1 protein-coding gene (running past one end of the window) is annotated in these 21,732 nt (G+C 70.0%); it reads left to right on the top strand.

Features of this window, described 5'->3' with window-relative positions:
- Positions 1 to 21,732 carry the 3' portion of a hypothetical protein gene (locus ABZ719_RS16790; protein ID WP_366725926.1) on the top strand. It extends 9,939 nt beyond the left edge of the window, so 21,732 of the gene's 31,671 nt are visible here — the last part of the coding sequence; its start codon lies off the left edge, out of view; it ends in the stop codon at positions 21,730 to 21,732.

Genomic DNA, 21,732 nt, shown 5'->3' with positions numbered 1-21,732 from the left:
TCCGCCGCCGCACCGGGCCAGCCCGCACGGCCGGCCGAGAGCGAGATCCCCAGCACGACTCTGGCCGAGATCCAGGAGGCATTCAGGATATTCACGAACGTTCCGGTCGCTTTTCGGAACGAGATGGAGAGAGCGGCTCTCGACATCGTCCGGAAGCAACCGAAGCCCGACAGCGTCGAATTCACCCACCTGTTGTCGACGATCGCCCACGTCATCAATCACGCCGCGAGAAACCAAGGCACCGGATTCCGGGCCGAGGTTTTCCTCGAATCCCCGTCCATCATGTACTCGCTCGCTCGTCGCGGGCGGTTCCTGTGGCCGATCCTGAGCAACGAGCCCGCGCTCGTTCACGTACTCGAGAACGCTCCCAACGTGCTGGATTCCTTGGAGCAGGCGCCGGAACGCTGGCACAGCGCCCAGGAGAACGGCTATCACGACCTCATACGCGTCCTCATGCGCGATGACGTGACCTCACGGCTCGAGTCCGACGCCACGATCCGCCAGTTCGCTTTCCCCACCATCACTCACCCTCCTCGGCTGCTGGCACGTACAAACGGAAACCTCGACGTCCTTTCCGCTCTCGTCGAGGTCGCCAACCACATCAGCGTGATGGCTCATCTGGTCAACGACTCCAGGGAATTCACCGATGTGCTGCTGAGCCTGGACGACCCTGTCGAACGCATCTGGCAGCTACACCAGGTGACGGCTGTTCCGGCAGCACTGCACTCGGTGGTGGCACGCTTCCCCGAGAGGGCGACCCCCGAACTCTTCCGCACGGTCCTCGCCGGAATCGACGGCCAGTACGTCGACGAGAAACTCGCGCACCACCCGCGTCAACTCATTCTGGCGCTGTCGGGCATCAGGATTCTCAGGACCGTCATGAGGGACCCTTCAGCTCTCACCCAGCTGAAGAACCTCGACCCTGACTCGCGTCTGACCGATGTACTCGAAGATCTCCCGGAACTCGCACTGCGGCTGCTTTCCGACCCCAGCCGGATCACGGAGGCGGCGCGCAACCCGCAGGTGGCCGTCGCGCTGTCACACGATCCGCACCGCTACGACGACGTCGCCGACGAAGACCTGCCGGCCCGACTCGCCGCCACCGTCGCCCCTGATCTGGAACCGGCGAAGACCGCACTGACGAAGGTGCTCAGGGAGAACGCCGGTCAGCTGCGCTCCACCGCTCTGCGACCGCTGATGACAGCGGTGCAGCAGCTCCAGCCCGACCCGACCGATCCCACACCGCTGTGGCCTCATCACCTGCGCCGCATCCTCAACCGCCCGCTGGGCGACCTCAGACTGCCCGCGGACGGCTTCCAGGCCGCGTTCGCCCTCAAGAACGCCGCCCGCAACGAAATGGCGGCCCACGCGTATCGCGGCACCCACCTCTACGCGTTCCAGCACCACATGATCGCCCTGGAGACGCACAGGACGCGCACCGCCACCTACAACAGCCCCGCTGTCAACTACTGGATCTCTCTCAGTTCGAACTTCCTTCATCGTGTGGAACTGATCGACGAGAAACCCTGGTGGGCCGCGGCTGCCCGCTTCACCCCCACCATCGCCATCCCCATGCCTGCCGACTTCTCCAGACTCCTGACCGCCGGGGAATCAGGGCTGATCAGGCTGCTGTACCGCCACCCGAACATCTGGCCCAACATTGTGGACGGATTCGCCGGTTACTTCAGAAACATAGCTTCAGCACCCGACATGCTGAAAGATCTGGCGCCTTCCTTCGGCAAACTGCCGGCGGAGCACTGGAACAGACTTCTGACCAGCGAGCGAATGTACGTCCTGATGGCGGAGCGCCGGGACAGCGCTCTGACCGAGGCGCTCCTGACCTTCCCCGAGGCGCTGCGCGAGGCCATCGCGCGCCCTGGGTTCACCACGGCATGGGACCATGGCACCACCGACGCGGAGTCACTCGCGCAGGCCGCCCTCGCAGACCCTTCACGACGCGGCGGCCTGCTGTCCGCGATAGAGGCGAGCGGTCCCGCACACCTGACCGCCGAGGGATTCCCGCTCACCCTGGAACGCAGCGAACACGTTCGGCTGCTCACCGCGGGCCTTTCCGCGCGGACGCCCGCAGAAGACCTCGTACCACAACTGCCACCAAGCAACAGCCCTGATATCACAGAGGTACGGAACAACTACTCCGCCGTGCTGGCGGACGAGAACATGCGAGACGCGGCCATCGCCAACCCCGGCGTCGCCGAGGCCCTGCTTTTCAACTCGGAAATGCGGGAACTCATCTCCGTCCGCCCGTCACTTCTGAGCCGGATCCAGGAGAACCCGGCCCTCCTGCCGCACCTGCTGAAGTTCACAGGTCTCCCGCAGCTCCTGGCCCAGCAGGACGTCGTTTTCGCTGAATTCACCAGGGATTCGTCCGTATGGAGCACCTACGACCGGGGCCGGGTCGACTTCCTCACCAAGAACCCGGACTTCGCCTCGGTGGAAAGAGGGGAACTGAGCCGGAACGAGAACGGCCCCCTGCGTGAATTCGTCAAGCACAGCCCCGCCGCGACGAAGGCCATGCTGAAGTGGCCCGGTGAGATTCTTGCGCTCTCCGAGGCCCCGGAGACCATCGCGGCACTGGAGGAGGCCGGCGAACCGGTCGTACGGGCCGTCATGGCCACGCCGGGACGCCTGGCGGCCGTGACCGAGATGAGCTACCTGGTGGGCTCCCTGAGCGACCTGCCGGAACTCGTCACGGCCCTGGCGACGCGGGTGGACGTGGCGGCCGACGAGACGGAGTTCACCCACCTCGTCGGCAACCGGGCCCTGACGAGCCGGCTGACGTCACACCCCGAACTCATCGGCCGCGTCCTGGACCCGGACGTACTGCCGACGGCCCAGGCCGCCCCCGCCCTGGTGGACGTGCTCGCCCGCACCCCGGAAGAGTCGCGGGAGGCACTGCTCGCCTCCCGTGTCCTCCCGCTCATCCGCCGGTACCCGGCCCTGGCCGAGGAACTGGCCCGCGGGGACGACCTGCGCGGCGCGCTGATCGACCAGCCGCGGCTGGTGCGGCTGCTGGAGCGGGACGAGGGCGTGCTGAACGCCGTCCGCACCACGCCGGAGCTGGCCCGGGCGTTCCGCGCCAACCGCGCCCTGGTCGAAGTCGCGCAGGAGGAACCCGCCCTCTGGGCGCTGGTGCAGCGGCACCCCGCCCTGGGCGGACTGCTGACCCGGCAGGTCCGCCGCGAGCTGCTGCGCCGGCCGCTGCTCACGGAGCGTGTCTCCGGCCTGGAGCGGATGAGCGAGGAGGAGGCCGGCTCGCTGGCACCGCTGCTGCGGCGGTCGGCCCTGGCACACCTGCTGGCGGAGCAGGACGAGCGCGCCGGCCTGTTCGCGGGCCGCTTCCTGCGGGAACCGGCCTGGCAGGCGCGCGCCCACACCGACCCGGGCTTCGCCTCCGACGTGCGGAACCTGATGCGCTCCGTCGCCGAGTTCGACGAGATACTGGGCGACGCCGATCCCGGGCGGCTGATCGCCGCGCTGGACCGGCCCACGAGCGGCCGGCCGGCCCCGGCCGCGGCGGAACCGGACACCGCCGGCCCGACGCCGTCGCAGGCCCAGGAGCCCCAGCCCGCCCCGGTGGAGCGGAACACCGCTGCCGAAGCCCCCCGGCCCATGCCTCCGCAGGCCCGGCCCGACCGGTTCGAGCACTCCGAAGAACTCACCGAGGCCCTGTCCGGGCCCCAGGGCAGGGCGATCGCCGGACGCCTGGCGCACGATCCCTCGCTGCTTCCGCTGCTGCGGTCCGGCGCGCTGGACTGGCGGACGGTCGCGGAAGGTGATTCCACCGCGCACAGCGCACGCGCCTACTTCGAACACCACCTTCCGGCGGCCGACGGACACCTCCTCGACCACGAGATCCCGGCACTCCAGCGGATGCTGGGACCGGCCGGCTTCCAGCAGCACTTCCGCAGCTTCGTCTCGCAGCTCGACATGGTCCTCGACCCCGGGGTCTATGACGAGGTGATCAGGGAGGTCGAGGGCGCGGCCAGGCACGCCTGGCGCGAGGTGGTCCGCGGCCGGCTGGCGGCGTGGGACGAGGCACGCGGTGAACGGGCGCGGCGCTTCGCCTCGTTCCGCCCGCACGAGCACGCCACCTGGAGCATGAGCGGGCGGGTGCACTTCACGGACACGGTGCAGAAGATCGGTTTCACCGATCTCGAACTCGGTGTGGTCAGAAGGCTGGCCGACTTCACGGGCATCCGGGAACGCGGAGCCCGGACGATCAACAAGCCCCTGCACGCACACCTGAACGGCGGCAGCGGCGGCGTCGCGTTCTTCTACGCGCTGGCCCCCGACGGGCTGGTGGACACCGTCGTGTACGCGAAGAGCACGGACCGGGGCGGAGCGAGCGGCAACGACTACCGGTGGAACGGCGCGGGTGACCTGATCGCCGGTCCGCCCAGGCTGGAGCACATCGCCAACAACCCCCACCTGCTGCGCTCCGAACACCTCGTGCGCCAGGTCCGGCAGAACACCCTGGAGCAGCCGGGGCCGTCCCCGTCGTGGGCGCCCGCCGTCAGCTCTCCCACGCCCGTCGAGACGGCCGTCGTGGACCGGGCGCAGCGGCTCGCCTCCGCCACCGCCGAGTACTTCACGGCGCTCGACGCCCTGGGCGCCTCGGGCTCTTCGGCCCGGTCCCCCGAGTCCCTGCGCGAACCGGCGGCCGCCCTCGTGTCCGCCGCCCGGACGCTGCGTGATCTCGGCGCGGACGTCATGGCCGGACCTGGCGGGAGCGCGTCCACCGTCCCCGCCCCGGTGCGGTCCCTGCACGAGGAACTGCACCCGGCGGGGACGGCGTCCGCCGAAGACCTGGCACGGCCCGGATCCGATGCGGCATGGCACCTTGGCACCTTGGTCACGGCCTGGGAGGCGGGCCGCGAACCCGCCGCCAGGGCAGTGGCCACGGCTCTGCGGGATCCCGCGCGGACGGAAGACCGTGTCCCGGACCGGGTGCCGGTGACCACCGGCCTCCCCGGCGCGGGCCGCGAGACGCACGGCACCGACGACCGGCCCGGTGCGGCGGTCAGGGCGTACGGGCTCGACGACCTGCCGCGGGACCTGGTGGGTGCGGCCTACCGGGCGTACACCGAACTGCGTCCCCAGCCCCTGCGCCTGGACCCGGCCGCGGCGCGGCAGGACCGCGCCGAATGGGGTGCGGACGTGCGCTCCCTGGTGGAAGCGGTGCTGGCGGAGCAGCACGAGGACGCGGGCACGGCGGGCCGGGACGGCGGCGTGCCGCGCTCCGTGGAGGAGATCGTCGAGGCCGAAGCGGGACGCCTCGTCGCCCGGCGGGAGGGTTTCCGGGACTCGGTCTCGGCCTCCGACGTGCGCCGCGTGGCGGCGCTGCGCGGCGACTCCGCGTTCCGTACGACGCTGTCCTCGCTGGTCGCCCGGCAGCTTCGGCGGGACGGGGACGGGACGCGGGAGCTGGACCTCGACACGCTCCTCGGCGTCTTCAAGGACCTGCCCCCCGGCGAACGCCGGGTGGGGGACATCGAGGCCCTGGCGTCGTCGATCGCCGCCGCCTACTCCGGCGGACACCGGCCCGCACCCGACAGTGAGACGCAACGGGCCGCCCTCCACGAGGAGTTCGGTCCGGCCGTCCTGCCCAGGAAAGTGAAGGAGCACGAGTACGACCCGGCGGCCACCGCGGACGACGGGGGCGAGGCGCGCCCCGTCCGGCTGAACCCGCTCTGGTACCGGCTGGAGGACTTCCCGCCGTCCCTGCTGGAACGTACCGAGGGCCGGTGGCTCTACACGGTGAACGCCGACGGTGAGGTGTTCATCGGGTCCGAGGACCTGGAGTCGGTCCTCGGCGGGGCCGAGCTGAACAGGCTCTGGGAGGGCATGCGGGAGAAGGATCCCGGGCTCACCCTGAGCCGGTTCAGGAACTCCCTCGGGGACCTCGGCGTCCCCACCCTCGCGGCCGGCTTCGATCCCGGCACCGGTGTGACGCAGGTCGGCCGCGGCCGGGTGAGCGGTGAGCTGCTGCACAACCCGCTGACCGGACTCTGGGAGATCGACGCCTCGAGCCGCTACATGGGGCGTGAGGTGCGCCCGGGGTACGGCACGGACGAGATCGCCGGGTGGGTGCGCAACGCCGCCGACAGGATGAGCGCGGCCCTGGGCGTCCCGCTCGTCGCCGTCGGCCCCGACGAGCCCCGCCTGGGCAAGCACGTGCGCGTGTCGGGCAGCGGCACCCCCGAACTGGACCAGCGGTTCGGACCGCTGGCCGGACCGAAGAAGGTGAAGGGCCACGAGAGGGACCTCCACGACGAGGACCAGGGGGCCGTACGGCTGAACCCGCTGTGGCACCCGCTGGACGACTTCGACCCGGCTTTCCTCACGCGCAAGGGCGCTGTGTGGCACTTCGCCGTCGACGAGGAGGGTGAGATACGCATCGGGAGCGAGAAGCCGCTGAGCATCCTCTCCGAGGAGGAGTGGCGGCAGCTCGCCGACGGTATGACGGCGAAGGACTCGGCCCTCACCGAGGACCTGCTCAAGGAGGCACTGACCCTCCAGGGCCATCCCACGGTCGCGGCGGGTTTCACCGAGGACGGCCGGGCCGTGGTCCGCCCGGCCCGCGTCGCCGGGGAGCTGTCGTTCAACGCGGAGACCGACCGGTGGGAGGTGACCGACAAGTCGGGCCGCCACATGAGCGAGAAGGTACGGCCCGGTCTGCGTCCGGAGCAGGCCCGCGACTGGCTCGCCTCCGTCGCCGGCGTCATGACGGAGCGCTTCGGCGTACCCGTCTCGCCGGTCCTCTTCAAGACCAGCCGGCCCGCCCCTCCCGTCACCCGCCTGGCCCCCGTCGACGAGGTCGCGGAGCCCGCCGGGGAGACGACCGGCCGGCCCGGACTGGACGGCGCCCCCCGCGCGGACCTCGCCGACCTCCTCGTCGAGGTCGCGGACGGCCCGAACGCCGCCACCGCGCCGCCCCACCGCCTGCTGGCCCAGGCACTGCGCGAGCGGTCCGACGGGCTCCCGGCCCGGGAGGGCGCGAACGGCGCCGTCCTGACCCTGGACACCCGGCGGCTGGGGCAGAACGCGCTGCGGCACATCGCGGGCTGGGCGGAGCGCATCCTGCGCGCGGACCTGGAGCACACCGGCACCCGGCCCGACGCGCAGGTCCTCGAACAGCTCGCCGCCTACGAGGACCTGCGGACCGCGCCCGGCTCGCTCGCGGGCGCCCCGGAGGACCTGCTCGCCACGGTGGTCGGCGACCTCGGGGCGGTCCGCTCGCGGATCGACCCCGACGGCAGCCTGCCGCCGCTGCGGCCACCGGTCCTGCGGGCCCCGCACGACCTCGCCTCGGTCGAACACCTCCTGCACCGGCTCGCCGGTGACCTGGGCACCCACCTGCGCCTGGACGTCCGCCTCCCCGACGGCGCGTGGCACACCCGCTGGGCGGACCCCGACGGACGCGTCCACGCCTTCGACCCGCTCGACGACCGCGCGCCCGGAGTGGCGGGTCTCTCCGCCCAGCAGGCGCAGGACGCGGGCCTGCTGTCCCCCGAACGACGGGCCCTGGTGGACGAACTGGGCCTCGACGAGCGGGAGCTGGCCATGATCTACCGGACCTCCTGGCAGGCGGGCCGCACCTTCGACGAGGCGGTCCGGCTGGAGACCGCGAGCCGCCACGAGCACCTGGCGACCCTCGACCGGCGCCTGCCCGCTCTGCTGCCCCGGCTGCGGGAGGCCCTGGCGGCCGGCCCCGCCGGCGAGACGCGGCACGAGCCCGGCGGCACGGCCGTGGAGGGCACCTCCACTCCGGAGACCATGCCGCGCCATCCGCTGGCGGAACTGCTCACCGTGGTGCGTACGCAGGCGTTTCCACAGCGCGAGGCGCTCGTCTCCCTCGTGGACACGGCGGCGGCCCTCCTGCCGCCGTCCCCGGCACGGCCGGACTCCGTCACGGCCGCGCCGGGGAACTGGCCTGCGATCAAGCGGCTGATGGACGAGTCGTCCTTCGTCCGGGACGAGTTCGACACACGGGCCGAGGCCGTCTGGCTGCCCGGCGCCGACCGGGCCGCGGCGCGGGAGGTGGCCGGGTTCTCGGACCCGGACCACGTCCTGGTGTTCACCCCCGCCGCGCGCCCGGGCACCGCCGACGGTTCCGGCGTGCCCGTCGACCGGCTCGCGACGTTCCTCGCCGTCGAGGCCCAGGGCAAGACGCCGGTGCTGATGGGCCCGGACGGCGACGTCCTGGCCGCCCGTCTGACCCACCACCTGGGACGGCCGGTGATCGGCAGCCGCTTCGGCGTGACGGCGGACCCGGTGCGGGGCATCCTGTCGGAGCGGCCCGACCCGGAGGGCATCCGCGAGGGCACCGGCCTGCGCGTGTACACCCCGCAGGAGACGCGGGGCGATGACCTTCCCCTCGACCTCGGTGTCGGCCACGAGATACGGATCGCGCCGTGGCAGAGCGAGGACGGAACCACACCGGGCGAGAGCGGTCCCGGACCGCGGCACCTGGTGCTCGGTGACGCGGTCGACGCGCCGCCCGCGGTGCGCTCCACCGGTGTTCCCCGGTCGCAACTGCCCCATGTGGCGCAGGTCGTGCGGCAGTTGCGCGACCTCGTGGAGGAGCAGGGACTCACGGTCGAGGAGTCGGTGTGGACGCTCCTGCCGCACCGGCTGCTGAGCAACTACCGCTACCTGCTGCCCGCCCCGGACGAGACACCGGCCCCGGGCACCGGCTGGCGCAGCGGTCTCGTGGTGCCGCTCGGCCCGGCCGAGGCGCTGATCACCCTCAACCCGACCGCCCCGCGCGCGGTCCTCGACCCCGCCGGGTCCTACGACCGCCCGCTGACGCAGAGCACCGGCACCGACGCGCCCGGCGAGGCACGGCCGCAACGGCCGGAAGCACCGGCACGGCCGGAACCGGTGGGCCGCCCCGAACGGCCGGCACGACTGGCGCGCCCGCCGCGGCTGGAGACCGTCCCGGAGGAGGACGGCGAGGGCACCGCCGAAGCGGCGGACGGCACACCGGCTCAGAATGGTGCGGAAGGGAGGCTCCAGGAGCGCCTGTTCGGCTCCCGCACGGACTCCTCCAGCCGTTTCCGCGCCAACCAGAGCATCAAGGGGACGTACTTCACCGGCGCGCACGCGCAGACCCACTCGGGCAACACCAGCGCCACGCGTCTCGGCATGACGGCGACGTACAACCTGGGTCTGGTCCCGATGGCGCTGAGCGGCCTCTACGGCGGTTTCAGGCTCACCGGTACCGCGAACGCGTCGTCGCGTTCGACCACGCACATCGCGGACGCCGAGGGCGGCCACGTCGAGGTGAGCGACGCCGAGTCCCAGCTGCTCGCCTACGAGGCCGAGTGGTCGGTGAAGCTCCGCACCGACCCGGCGCGGCGGTGGGCGGACACGCCGCCCGCCGAGATCCGGACCACCGGTGACGAACGCCTGATGCTGTACGTCCCGGAGCACTACCTCCAGGACGCCGGCTCCCATGTCACCGCCAGGGGCGAGGAGGTCCTGCGGGACCGGCTGCCCCAGTTCCACTACGCCTCGGGCCTGACCGGGCTGCCGGCGCTGCTGGACACCGTCACCGGCGAGCTGGGCCGGCAGGGCATCGACCTGCCGCTCGGCTCGACGGCACGCAACGAGCTGATCCAGAAACTGTGGAACCTCGACGCCCACCTGGACGAGGCCGTCAACAAGGCCGGCGGCTACAGCTTCGAGATCAAGCCCGACGGCCGTACCGTGCTCGTCGAGCTGCGCTCGCAGCGCCTGCCCGGTGCGGAGCCGGTGGGCGCGACGACGGACAAGGCCCCCGTGGAGAACGTCCGCACCGCCATCGACGGCGGGGGCGGCAGCCACACCCTGTCGCAGACCTCGGGTGTGACCCCGCTGATCGCCGGGGCCAACCTCGGTGTCACGGACGACGCGACGGCGCTCAGCATCAGCGCCGAGGTCGGCTTCAGCGGGTCGACCTCCGACACCCTCAGCTCCGGCCGCAACGGCCTGTGGGTGCTCGTCCCCCGCTTCATCGGCTACACGGCGGCGTACGAGGTGGGCTTCCAGCACACCGTACGGGTGACGCCCCGGGGCATGGACTCGGCGGAGTCCGGTCCCGTGCGCGGCCGGGGCCTGGTGCGCATGCCGGAGCACGAGGCGTTCCGGCACGGGTTCCCCGTGGTGGCCGACGCCCTCAAGCCCGAGCACGCCGCCAGGGTCGAGGAACCCCCGGAACCGGACGGCGGACCGCTCGTGCGTACCGTCCCCTACGCCGACGAGGCCCTGCGCCGCACCGGCCGCCGCGAGGGCGACCCGCTCGAACGCCCGCTGCCCTCCTACATCAAGCAGGGCAAGGGCATCGGCATGGGGCTGGTCTCCGTCGACACCGCCACCGTCGAGTCGATCCGGGGCCGGCTGCGCGAGGAACTCGTGCAGCACGGATTCCTGCCGGCCGACCCCGCCGCCGCGCTCTCCCAGTCCCACTGGTACTCGGACCACACCGAGCTGGAGAGCCTGCTGGACAACGTCAAGCTGTTCGAGAAGCTGGTCTCCGACCGTGGCCTGGACTCGCACTACGACCAGATCCACCAGAGCGGCCTCAGCTTCACCCTGTTCAGGAAGACCCGCCACTTCACCTCGGACGCGGCGCGGGTCACCATCAAGGCCACCCGGTCCTCCGGCGACGCCGACGCGTACAAGGGGTCGACGGACAACTACGCCGCCGTCAACCTGGGCATGGGCATGGGCACCGCCGGGCAGGGCGCCGGCGGCAGCAGGCGGGTCTCCCTGTCCTTCCGGGTCAGGACCGCGCACGACCAGCTCAAGGGCGGTGCCCTCGGCATCGACCTGTTCCGCCAGGTCGGCGCCTCGCAGGAGGTCAGCTACCTGCACAACCGGCCCGAACTGCTGGAGTACCGGGGGCTCCTGCACGAGCACGAGCTGTACAGCGACTACACCGTGACCGTGGAGTACGAGCACAGCGGTGTGCGGGGCACGGTGCGCCCGGGTGCCCGCGACCCCGAGCCGATCGTCCTGCCCCGTCAGCGCGCGCTCGCCCAGCTGCTGCCGCTCGGCGACGACAGCGACCCCGGCCTGCACCGCTCGGACGACACCTCGCCGGACGTGCTCAAGCACGGTGTCGTCTTCTTCCTGGACGCCAGCGGCCTGCACGAGGCGGCCACCGGCATCCTCGGCGACCTGACGGGACCGCACGGCAACGCCGACCAGGAGCTGAGGTCGTTCACCAGCACCATCCTGGTGCGCGCCTTCGCCAAGGAGATCCTCAACGGCCAGTACACCAGCGACCAGTTCTTCGACAGCGGCCTGCTGCGGGACACCTTCGCCGGGGTCGACATCTCCGGTCAGATGGGTGTCTCGCGGTTCGCGGGAGCCACGGACCACCCGTTCGTGCTGGGCATCATCCAACTGGCGATGGGCCAGGTCCGGTCGGCCGACACCGCCTCCCGGGGCCTGGCCGTCCCGGCGGTCTCCGTCACCGCCGGCGGTCCGCTGGACCCGGCCGCCCACGATCCCGGATCGCTCCAGGGCGGCATCGACATCAGTCACTCGCGCCAGCACAACGTGCGCGAGCAGGGCGGACGGACCGGCGCGAAGGAGTACATCCAGCTCGACTTCAACCACGCCTACGCCTTCCTCACGACCGCGGACTTCACCGTGCGCACGCGCTGGGAGGAACACGGCAAGCTGCTTCCGTCCGCGCACGCGTCGGCGCAGGAGTCGGTCGACGGCAGGACCATGCTCTTCCTGCTGTCCGAACCGGAAGCTCTCGACCTGTACGGCCAGGGGAAGCTGCCCCTGCCCGACCGGCAGCTCGCCGACGCGCTCGACCGCTGGGAGCGGGAGGAGCTGCGGCTGCGCGGCGACACCCTGGCGGCGGTGCTCACCCGGTGGGCCGAGGACACCCCGGAACTGCCGACCGAGCTGTCGAGCAGACTGGGAGCCTCCCGGGAGGAACTGGCCGAGCTCCTCGCGGGCCTGCACCGCGACGGGGCGCTCATCATCCGCGACGCCGCCGTCCGGGAGAAGTTCGGCCGGAAGTACCTCTTCGACCTGACCGAAGGCCTCGCCCCGTACAAGGACCTGGTCTTCCCCGAGTACCTGACCCGCGAGGACCCCAGCGGCCGCGCGCTCGGGCACAGCGGCGTGCGCGACCTGGTCCACGCCGACGGCCGGACCACCTACGACATCGTGCGCGCACACGTGGAACAGGTCGCCCCCGGCCTCTTCTCCGATGCCGAGGTGTGGGTCGGGGACGGCCGGCGGATCGGACGGATGCAGGGCGGTGTGAACACCCTGCAGTCCCTCCTCGCCCAGGGCCGCGACCTGTCGTTCATGGACGACCTGCTGCACCGCGAGGGCTGGAAGCTGTACTTCGTCGGCCCGGAGAGAGGGATGTGGGGCTGGCTCCTCGCCGGCGTCGTCGAGGTCGACATGAAGTCCCTGCTGACGTCGGCACCCCGCGTGGTCGACTTCATTCCCGGCACCGGTCTGGAGAACTACAGCCACAACTACGTCGAGACCTGGAGCGGTGTCTCGCACGACCGGGGCATGTCGGCCAACCTGGCGCGGCTGGGCGGCGGCGAGAGCCACAGCTCCCACGGCGCCCGGCTGGGCGTCGGCGCGGGACTGCACCGCGGGGTCACCCGCGCCGAGTCGGCGGTCGCCGAACAGACCGTGTACGACTGGACCGGTCACTACCGCGTGGAGATCGACGAGTCCATGACCGTGCGGGCGCGCCGCCTGGCCATGGGCCGCCGGCCGCTGAACAACTTCGCGCAGGCGCTGCTCCACCGCGACGACGCCGTGGGTGCGGAGGGCACCAGCGAGACCGTCCCGGGCGTCCTGGAGCTCCAGATCCCGCGCGGACTGGCGGAGCACCGACCCGTCTTCGGCCCCCGGCCCCGGCCGGACATGCGCCCCCTGCCCGAACTCCCCAACGACGCGTACATCAGCAGTGCCATGGTCGACGACGCGCTGCCGGCGATGCGTGAGCTGCTGGTGCGGATGTTCGGCAAGAACGCCGACGGCCTGACCACCCGGACCGCGCTGCCCGTCAGCCAGCTGTTCAGCCGTACCCAGATGGGCAACCACCTGCGGGACGCGGTGGCGGGCAAGCGGGACCTGCTCGACGAGAACCTGTTCGTGCCGGGCGACTCCCGCAGGCGGGCCCGCGTGTGGCTCACCGGCGACCTCTTCGACCTCCAGGTGCTCGGCCGGGTCGAGAACACCGGTACCGGCCGCTACAGCAAGCACCAGAGCGGCACCTCCCACAGCGCCTCCCAGGACCACCCGCGTTTCACGGAGGCACTGAGCGACTCGGGGTCCCAGGCCCTGAACGTGGGCGAGAACCACGTGAACACCGTGTCCCCCGGAACGGACACCGAGCAGTCCAGGACCACCGGTGCCTCCGAGGCCGCGACGGGCACCGAGAACTACCGCCGCGAGGAACACATCAAGCAGCAGGGCCCCGTGCAGCTCGTCCGGCTGCGCTTCCGCGGGCAGCTGCAGGCCGAACGCTTCAACCGCCACCTGTTCCGCGCGGACACCGCGAAGGGCGAGTACCGCAGCCGGACGTTCACCGGCGACGTGTACGCCGAGGTGTTCGAGAGCGAAGTGACCGAGCTGCAAAGCCGGTTCGCCGCATCCGAGCACCTCGCCGACACCTCCCTCGCCCCGTGGCGCGACCTGCGCGCCGCGGAGACGTTCGCCCCCGAGGACGTCAGCGGCCACGACCTCACCGAGCTGATCATGGAGGCGGCCCGGCTGCCGTACGCCGCCCCCGGCCGCCTGCACGAACTGGTCGCGGCCTCCGTACGGCGGACGGAAGGCGGAGCGCCGCGGCATCTGGTCCTCACCTTCGACGAGGACACGCTGCACCGGCGCGCGCTGGCCGAGACCTACCGCTGGGCCGTGCGGACCCTCGACCCGCTGGTCCGGGAGGAACGGTCGATCGACCCGGCCTTCGAGGAGCCGCCGTTCCTCCGCCGCTACCGGGACTACCTGGCCGCGAATCCCTCCGAACTGTCGCCGCCCGTCGGCATGTCCTTCGAGCAGGCCGTCACCGACGTCATCCAGCGGGTCGACGAGACGCGCGACCGGATCAGCGACGGCGCGGCTCTCGGGCCGGTGGAACTGCCGGCCGTCATGGGCGCGGTGGCCCTGGATCACCACCAGTTGCTCCGGGGCGTCGCGCAAGAACTCGGCACGCACCTGCGGGCCGACCTCACGTTCCTCGACGGCGAAGGCGGAACCCGCCGGGTGACCCGCTGGGTGGAGCCCTCCGGCCGGGTGCACGCCTTCGACCCGCTGACCCCCGGTGTGGCCGGCCCCGACGGGTTCACCTCGGCGCAGGCCGAGGAGGCGGGCCTGATCACACCGCAGGAGCGCGCGGCGGCGGACCTCCTGGGCCTGGACGACCAGGAGTGGGGCGCGCTCTACGAGACCTCGACGAGGACCGGCGCGGACTTCGCCAGCCTCCTGCGCGAGGAGACCGACAGCCGTCGCTCCACGCTCGCCTCCGTCGATCCGAGGCTCCTGGACGCACTGGACATCCTTGACCGCACACCGGACGAAGAGCGCTCCGAGGACAGCGCAGAGGCCCTGGACACTCTCCAGGACCTGGCCCGCGGCCTGCCCTTCTCCCGGCCGGGACGGGACGAGGCGGCCCAGTTCGTACTTAACCGGCTGCCGGGGCAGCGACTTCCCGGCGGTGATGGCTTGCCGGTACCGCCCGCCGAAGGGGCGACAACCCCGAAGCGGACACCGGATGCCGGGCACGACGAGTTCCCTCGGACGACGGCCGATCCCGAGGCGCACGAGAGCTCCGCAGACGTGCTTGGCACGCCGGAACCGGCCGAGGAGGTGCTCAGCCTCGCGGAGCGCACAGCGCAGGCCCTGATGACCGGCCTCCAGCAGACATCCGACCCCTCCCCTGCGGACGGTGATGCGTCTGCCATGAGCGATGCCCCTCGCACACCGGCGCCGATCGGATTCCCTGAAGTTCCCCCGGAGCGCGTCGAGCGCTCGTCAGCCGAGCCGGAGGGCGGAACGCCGCCGCCCGTGGCGGTCGCCGAGCAGGCCTCCGGGCCGGGCGCCGCCGACAGGGGCAGCGACGCCCCGTCCGACGACACCCATCGGAGCGACAGAGCGCGGGCCGAGAGTGTCTTCGCGCTTCTCACCCAGTCCGCCCCGGAATCAGCGGACCCAGCACCCGAACACACGTCAGGCGACCGCTTCCCCCTCACGAACTCCGGGCGCCACCAAACCCACTGGCGTATGCCTGGTGTCGGCAGCAACCGCGCCGATGGTTTCCCGGGGCAGTCCGCTGTTTCCGGCGCTCACCACACCCCAGCGCAGCCCTACGCCCAATCCATCAGGGGCCACGGCGGCATCCGGTTCGGCCTGGACTACCGCACGGACGGACACGGCCGTATGCAGGCCCCCATGGCCGGACTGATCACCGCAGGATTCACCACCCTCACCGGCCCGATCCCCTTCGAAGCACCCCCCACCACCCGCGGCACCGACGCACCCTGGAACGACCCAGCCCAGAGCGCGTTCTTCATCGCCGCCGACCTCGGCCCCCACGGCATCACCCTGAGCACCCCCCAGGGCCTGCGCACCTACACCACCGAACAGTTCGCCGACCACCTCGCGGTCAACGCTGCCCTCCAGCAGCACCCCACCGGACCGATCGTCCTCCTCATCCCCCACGCCGCCGCCGGCGGAATGCACCTGCCCCGCACCATCGCCGCCCGCACCGGACGCACCGTCTGGGCACCCGACGGCGGACTCGCCCTCCTCCCCCAGGCCACCCAAGGACTCCGCCCCGACGGACGCGGCCTGACCACCTGGATCACCCTCCACCAACCCGACACCACCACACCCCCCAGCCGCTGGATCGCCAGCACCCCCAACATCCTCGCCAACAACCCCCACGGCGCCGAGAGCCTCCACCAGCAAGTGGCCACCCACACCGGAACAGTCGCGGCCGCCGGGCTGAACAACTACACCATGGTCGACGAGAACGGCCGCCACCTCGGACGGGCCTACTTCAGACCTGCCGATTGGACGGTCCGGGAACCCCTCACCGAAGAGATGGCCAGGCAGACACACTTCACCCCCAGCCAGCTCACCGCAGGACCCGACGGAAGAATGGGCCTGGAATTCCTCAACACCCGGCCGGCCCCCCTCCCCTGGAAGACCCGGGACCAGAACGGCCAGATCAGGTATCCCTACTTCCTCATGAGTCACGGAAACACCAGAAGTGTGCCGATGTACGACACGGACGGAAACCGCCACCTGCTGACGGGTCCAGGAATCGGCAATCTCCTGAAAAGGAGGCCGAGCCTCGAATTCGACCGGCAACGGGAAATCGTGCTCAACGTGTGCAACACCGCCTCCCCCGCACCGGACGGGACGATCATCGCCCAGCAGGTCGCCGACATCACCGGACGCACCGTCCACGCACCTCTGGGCGAAACCACCCCGCACTTCAGAGCAACGGAAGCCATCGGCCCCGGCTGGCGCACCTTCCAGCCCCAGCACCAGTCCCAGCCCCAGCCGTCCAACCCGCCCCGGCCTCCGCGCAGCGGCAACCCACCACGACCGCTGCCCCAACCCGCACGCCGCCTGCCCCAGACACCGGGAAGCACGGCACCAAGCCGCTACCCCGTCACGAACTCCGAACCCCACCAAGGCGACCTCCGCATACCCGGCGGCAGTGGCGCCCACGGCTTCAGCGTCCAGTCCGCTGACTCCGGCGGTCACCACACCGCACCGCAGCCCTACACCCAGCCGATCACCGGCCACGGCGGCATCCGCTTCGGTCTGGACTACCGCACCAGCCAGTACGGCAACACGCAGCTGCCCATCAGCGGGCTCATCACCGAGGGAGTCGTCTCCTTCACCGGTCCCGTCCCGGCCGAGGCGCCGCCTGCCCTCCGCGGAGCCCACGCACCCTGGTCCCGCCCGGGCAGTACCCCGTTCTTCATCGCGGCCGACCTCGGCCCCCACGGCGACGTCCAGGTCACCGCGGCCCACGGCCTCCAGACCTTCACCGCCGAACAGTTCGCCGACCACCTCGCGGTCACCCCTGCCCTCCAGCAGCATCCCGCCGGACCGATCGTCCTCCTCGTCCCCTACGCCGCCGCCGGCGGAATGCACCTGCCCCGTGTCATCTCGGCCCGCACCGGACGCACCGTCTGGGCACCCGACGGCGGACTCGCCCTCGTCCCCCAGACCACCCAAGGATCTCTCTCCGACGGGCGCGGCCGGAATACCTGGATCGTCCTCCACCGCGCCGATCCCAACACCCCCGTGAGCCGCTGGCTCGGCAGCACCCCCAACATCCTCGCCGACAACCCCCACGGCGAACCCCGCCACCAGGTCGCCGCCCTGGACGGCCCAGTGAGGGCCTCCGACCTCGTCAGTTACACCATGGTCGACCGAAACGGCTACCACCTCGGGCGAGCCCTGTTCACACCGGTCGAATGGGTCTGGCGGGAACCGGATTCCGACGCCATGTCCCAGCAGCTGACGTACGGCGTCGCCGAGCGACGATGGGAGAACGGCGCTGTATCGATGCATCCGGTAGACGGCCTCGAATACCACCTCCCCTGGAGGGTCAGAAAGCAGCAGGCACCTCCCTACTTCTACGCCAGCCACGGGGAGAGGGAATACGCCAAGGTCCTCGACCGGCACGGCCGCCTTCACCGGCTGACCGGCCAAGGACTCGGCAACCTGCTGAGAAGGCGCCCCAGCCTCGAAATGGACCGCCACCGGGAGATCGTCCTGGCCAGTTGCCACCTCGGCTCCCCCGCACCCGACGGAACGGTCATCGCGCAAGAGGTCGCCGACATCACCAGACGCGTCGTCCATGCCCCCGCAGGCATGACCCGCAACGACCTGAGCGAGGCAGAGGTCGGTGGCTGGCGCACCTTCCTCCCCCGGACGACATCTCAGCTCCAGCAGCAGTCAGGAGTCCCCCAGAGTCTTCTCCCACCGCCCGCCTTCGCACCCGGATCCGGCCGCCCCGCGAGTTCGGCACCGGCCCGCAACTGGTCCATGCCCCGTACCGGCAACAACGGCACCGGAAGCTTCCCGGGGCAAGCCGACGGCTTCAGCGGCTACCTGACCGCGGCACAGCCCTACACACAAGCCATCGGCAGTCACGTCGGAACTCAGCCAGGGCTCGACTACCGCGCGGACGGGCGCGGCCGTATGCCGACACCCGTGACCCGTCTCATCACCGACGGATTCACCACGTTCACCGGTCCCGTTCCCTTCGAAGTACCTCCCGCCGTCCGCAACAGCGACGCGCCCTGGAACCGCCCGTCCGAGACGCCCTTCTTCATCGCGGCCGAGCTCAGCCCCCACGGCGGCGTCGAGGCCGTCACTCCTCACGGCCTGTACACGTACAGCGTCGAAGAGTTCGCCGACCACCTCGCCGCGAACATGCTCCTCGCCATGCACCCCGCCGGACCGATCGTCCTGCTCATCCCCCACGCCGCCGCCAACGGAATGCACCTGCCCCGCACCATCGCCGCCCGCACCGGACGCACCGTCTGGGCACCCGACGGCGGACTCGCCCTCGTCCCCCAGGCCACCCAAGGGCTCCGCCCCGACGGACGCGGCCTCATGACCCGGATCGTCCTGCACCAGCCCGACACCAGCACACCGCCCAGCCGCTGGCTCGGCAGCACCCCCGACATCCTCGCCAACAACCCCGACGGCGAACCCCGCCATCAACTCACCACACGATCCGGGCAGGTATACGCCTCAGACCTGACCAGCTACACCATCGTCGACGAAAGCGGCAACCACCTCGGGCGGGCCATCTACACACCCCACGACCTGACCACCCGGGCAGAGGGCCTCGAGCAACTGGCCACACGGGCGACCTACCAGCTCGCCCGTTCCTACCAGGCAGACGGCGGGCACTGGATGGAGCCCACGAACGACGGCACCACGTTCAGACTCCCCTGGCAGAACGGCCGCCAGAGGGCTACCCCCTACTTCTTCTCCAACCACGGACACCCGGCATTCACCGAGGTCTACGACACGCAAGGCCGCCGGCACGAACTGACCGGCCAGGGACTCGGCCAGATGCTCAAACGACGGCCCAGCCTCGAGATGAACAGCCACCGGGACATCGTCCTCATCACCTGCTACAGCGCGACTCCCGACCACAGGGGCACGATCATCGCGCAAGAGGTCGCCGACGCCACCCAACGCACCGTCCACGCACCCGTAGGCTCAACCAGCACAGATCTGACCCTGGCGGAAACCGGCGGCTGGCGCACCTTCCGCCCCCGAACCGAGACCCAGCCCCCGTCCCAACCCCAACGCCGCCTGCCACCCACCCCCCGTCCGCTGCCCGACCCACCCCGGCGCCTCCCCCAACCGCCCGCCTACGCCCCCGGCACCGGCCGCCCCGCGAACTCGGCGCCCGGCGGGGCCGGGCACATGCGGTCCTTTCACCAGACATATGACGCGACCGAAATTGCCGAGGCATTTGCCGGTCGAATGAGTAGCCACCCTGTTGACGAGCCCATGCTGCGAGACCTCGCCCATCAGGTAGTGGAAGCAGTGGGCCAGGATGACTGCGTTGCTTTGGTTGAGGAATTCAAGCAGCGTGCGTTTCCGGGATCAGCGATCCAAGCAGAACCTCCGTTCTCGACGGGGGGCGTGCGTGCGGGGCGTACAGTGGACGACTCGATCCTCCTAGGCACCGGCGCGGAACAACGCCTGCTCCGTGGTCCAGGCTGGCGAAGCACGCCTTCCGTTGAGGAAATAACTCAGAATGTCCGCACTGCGGCGCGGGAGGGCGAGGTTCCTGCGGTCGCTCTGGTCGTCACGTACCGATCAGGTAGCTCTATGGCGGGGCGTGACGCCTCGATGGCGAAGGGCCATGCTTTCGCTGCTGTGGCAGCACCTGATGGGCGGGTCTGGTGGATTGAGCTGCAATCCCGCCAAGGTCCCATCGTGACGGACTCACCACGGTCGTACGACTTCCTTCACGCCCGTACAGTTGTTATCCGTGCAGGACAAGTGGTGCATGAGGCGGAAAGGCCAGGAGAAGGTCCCAGCGAATCCGTATCTGCCGCCCGGGCACTCATCGATGCTCCAGTGAGTCGAGAGGTGGGCGCGCTGGGCTGGGAAGTGGAAGACAGGCATCTGCTCGTCTTCCAGGGACGCGAGGCACCCCCAAAGGGGACAGTTCTGGTTCGGGGCAACGGTGTTGAGATTCAGTCAGAAAGACACGCTTTCTATCGGAGATCCGACGGCCGATTGTTCGGATCTCAAGATATGGCGAGCAACACAACACCGCCAGGTGCAACCCGGCCGGTCCAGGAGGTGTACCAGATAGCGGAGGTCGTTACCGCCCCTCACCGCACCTTCCAAGGGGAGCGCCACCCTGAACTCAGCCAGGGGATGGACAACGTGGAACTGGTCCGCTCCCGGCTCGCCCAGGTCGATCAGACAAAACAACCTGCGACGCTTGCCAGCCTTTTCCCTGCGCATGAAGGATGGCACATTACTGCGCATGGCCAGGATGTCCAGATCGCTCCCTCTTTCGCCATGGACGCCCGCTACAATCTTGCTTACGCTCAGTACACGCAGGGCGTCCCGCTCGATGGGCTGAATGAGTTTCTGAATTTCGTTGATGCACATCCGGCGAACCCCTTCCATGTTCGATTGAGTCGTGCCGCACTTGCATTCGGGCGCGATGTCGCCGCCCATTTCGCTAGCGACGCGGCCCGCAAGGTGGTTCCAGTGAACGAGGTCGATTCCTTGCGACAAGTGCCAGGGATTGACGAAGTGTGGGGATATACCAGACTGGTCTTCATGCACGTCGCCGCCGCGCCCGTGGTTTCCCGTCTATGGCCGGGGGCGCTGGTAAAAAATATGATACCCGCAGCCTCCCGAACTCCTTTTGCGGACATCTGGTTCGGACTCCGACCTGAAATAAAAAGCTTTCTTGATTTCAGGCATGATCGGATTTCCGAGCTATTCGTGAACCACCTTACGCATGTAGTTACACTTTACGGTCAAACAATCAAACGTGAGATTGCCGACCTGCGAGGAGTTTTGAACGAGACCGGACATGGTGGGGTGCGACTCGGCGACTATCTTTCCGTTGCCTTGCGAGGTCAAACCCCCACAGGCATGCAGGTCAGTCAGGCCGATAGCATCGGAATGGCCGACATCGAATACCTGGATACATCGCAGGAAGCTCTCCGGCACGGCCTGGTTCTTCTGGAGCTCCGGCATTTCGGCCGACGTGAAAGTACCTCAGAAAACATACGAGGAGACGTTACGCAGATCAGTGAGATCGCCAGGTCGGTCTACGCGAAATCCGAGACAATGGCCGCCTCTCCATACCAAGGTGCACCGGGCGAAGGTGTGCGCCGCATTGTAAACCACAATATGTACCGTCAGTTGAACCCGCTCCTCGATCAGCTCGTGAAGCCGATTCAAACGACCGAACCACTCCTTACGCTACAGCAGGCCGCGCTTATCCGAGATGCGGTGAACGCGCATCTTCTTGGCGGCCGACTCGACCGACAGGTCGTGCAGCTTCTGGTAGGGGTTGAAGATCGCCTGCGAGGTATGCTGAGCGCACCTGCAGTGATAAGTAATCCCACTCTGCAATCGCAATTTTCCGAGACGTTCCAATGGCTGCACGCTGGGATCGACCTGCTGAAAAGACGCATTCAGTAG

It is taken from the genome of Streptomyces sp. NPDC006743 (assembly GCF_040703815.1).
Lineage (GTDB): Bacteria > Actinomycetota > Actinomycetes > Streptomycetales > Streptomycetaceae > Streptomyces.
This window is presented reverse-complemented; position numbering and strand designations above follow the sequence as displayed.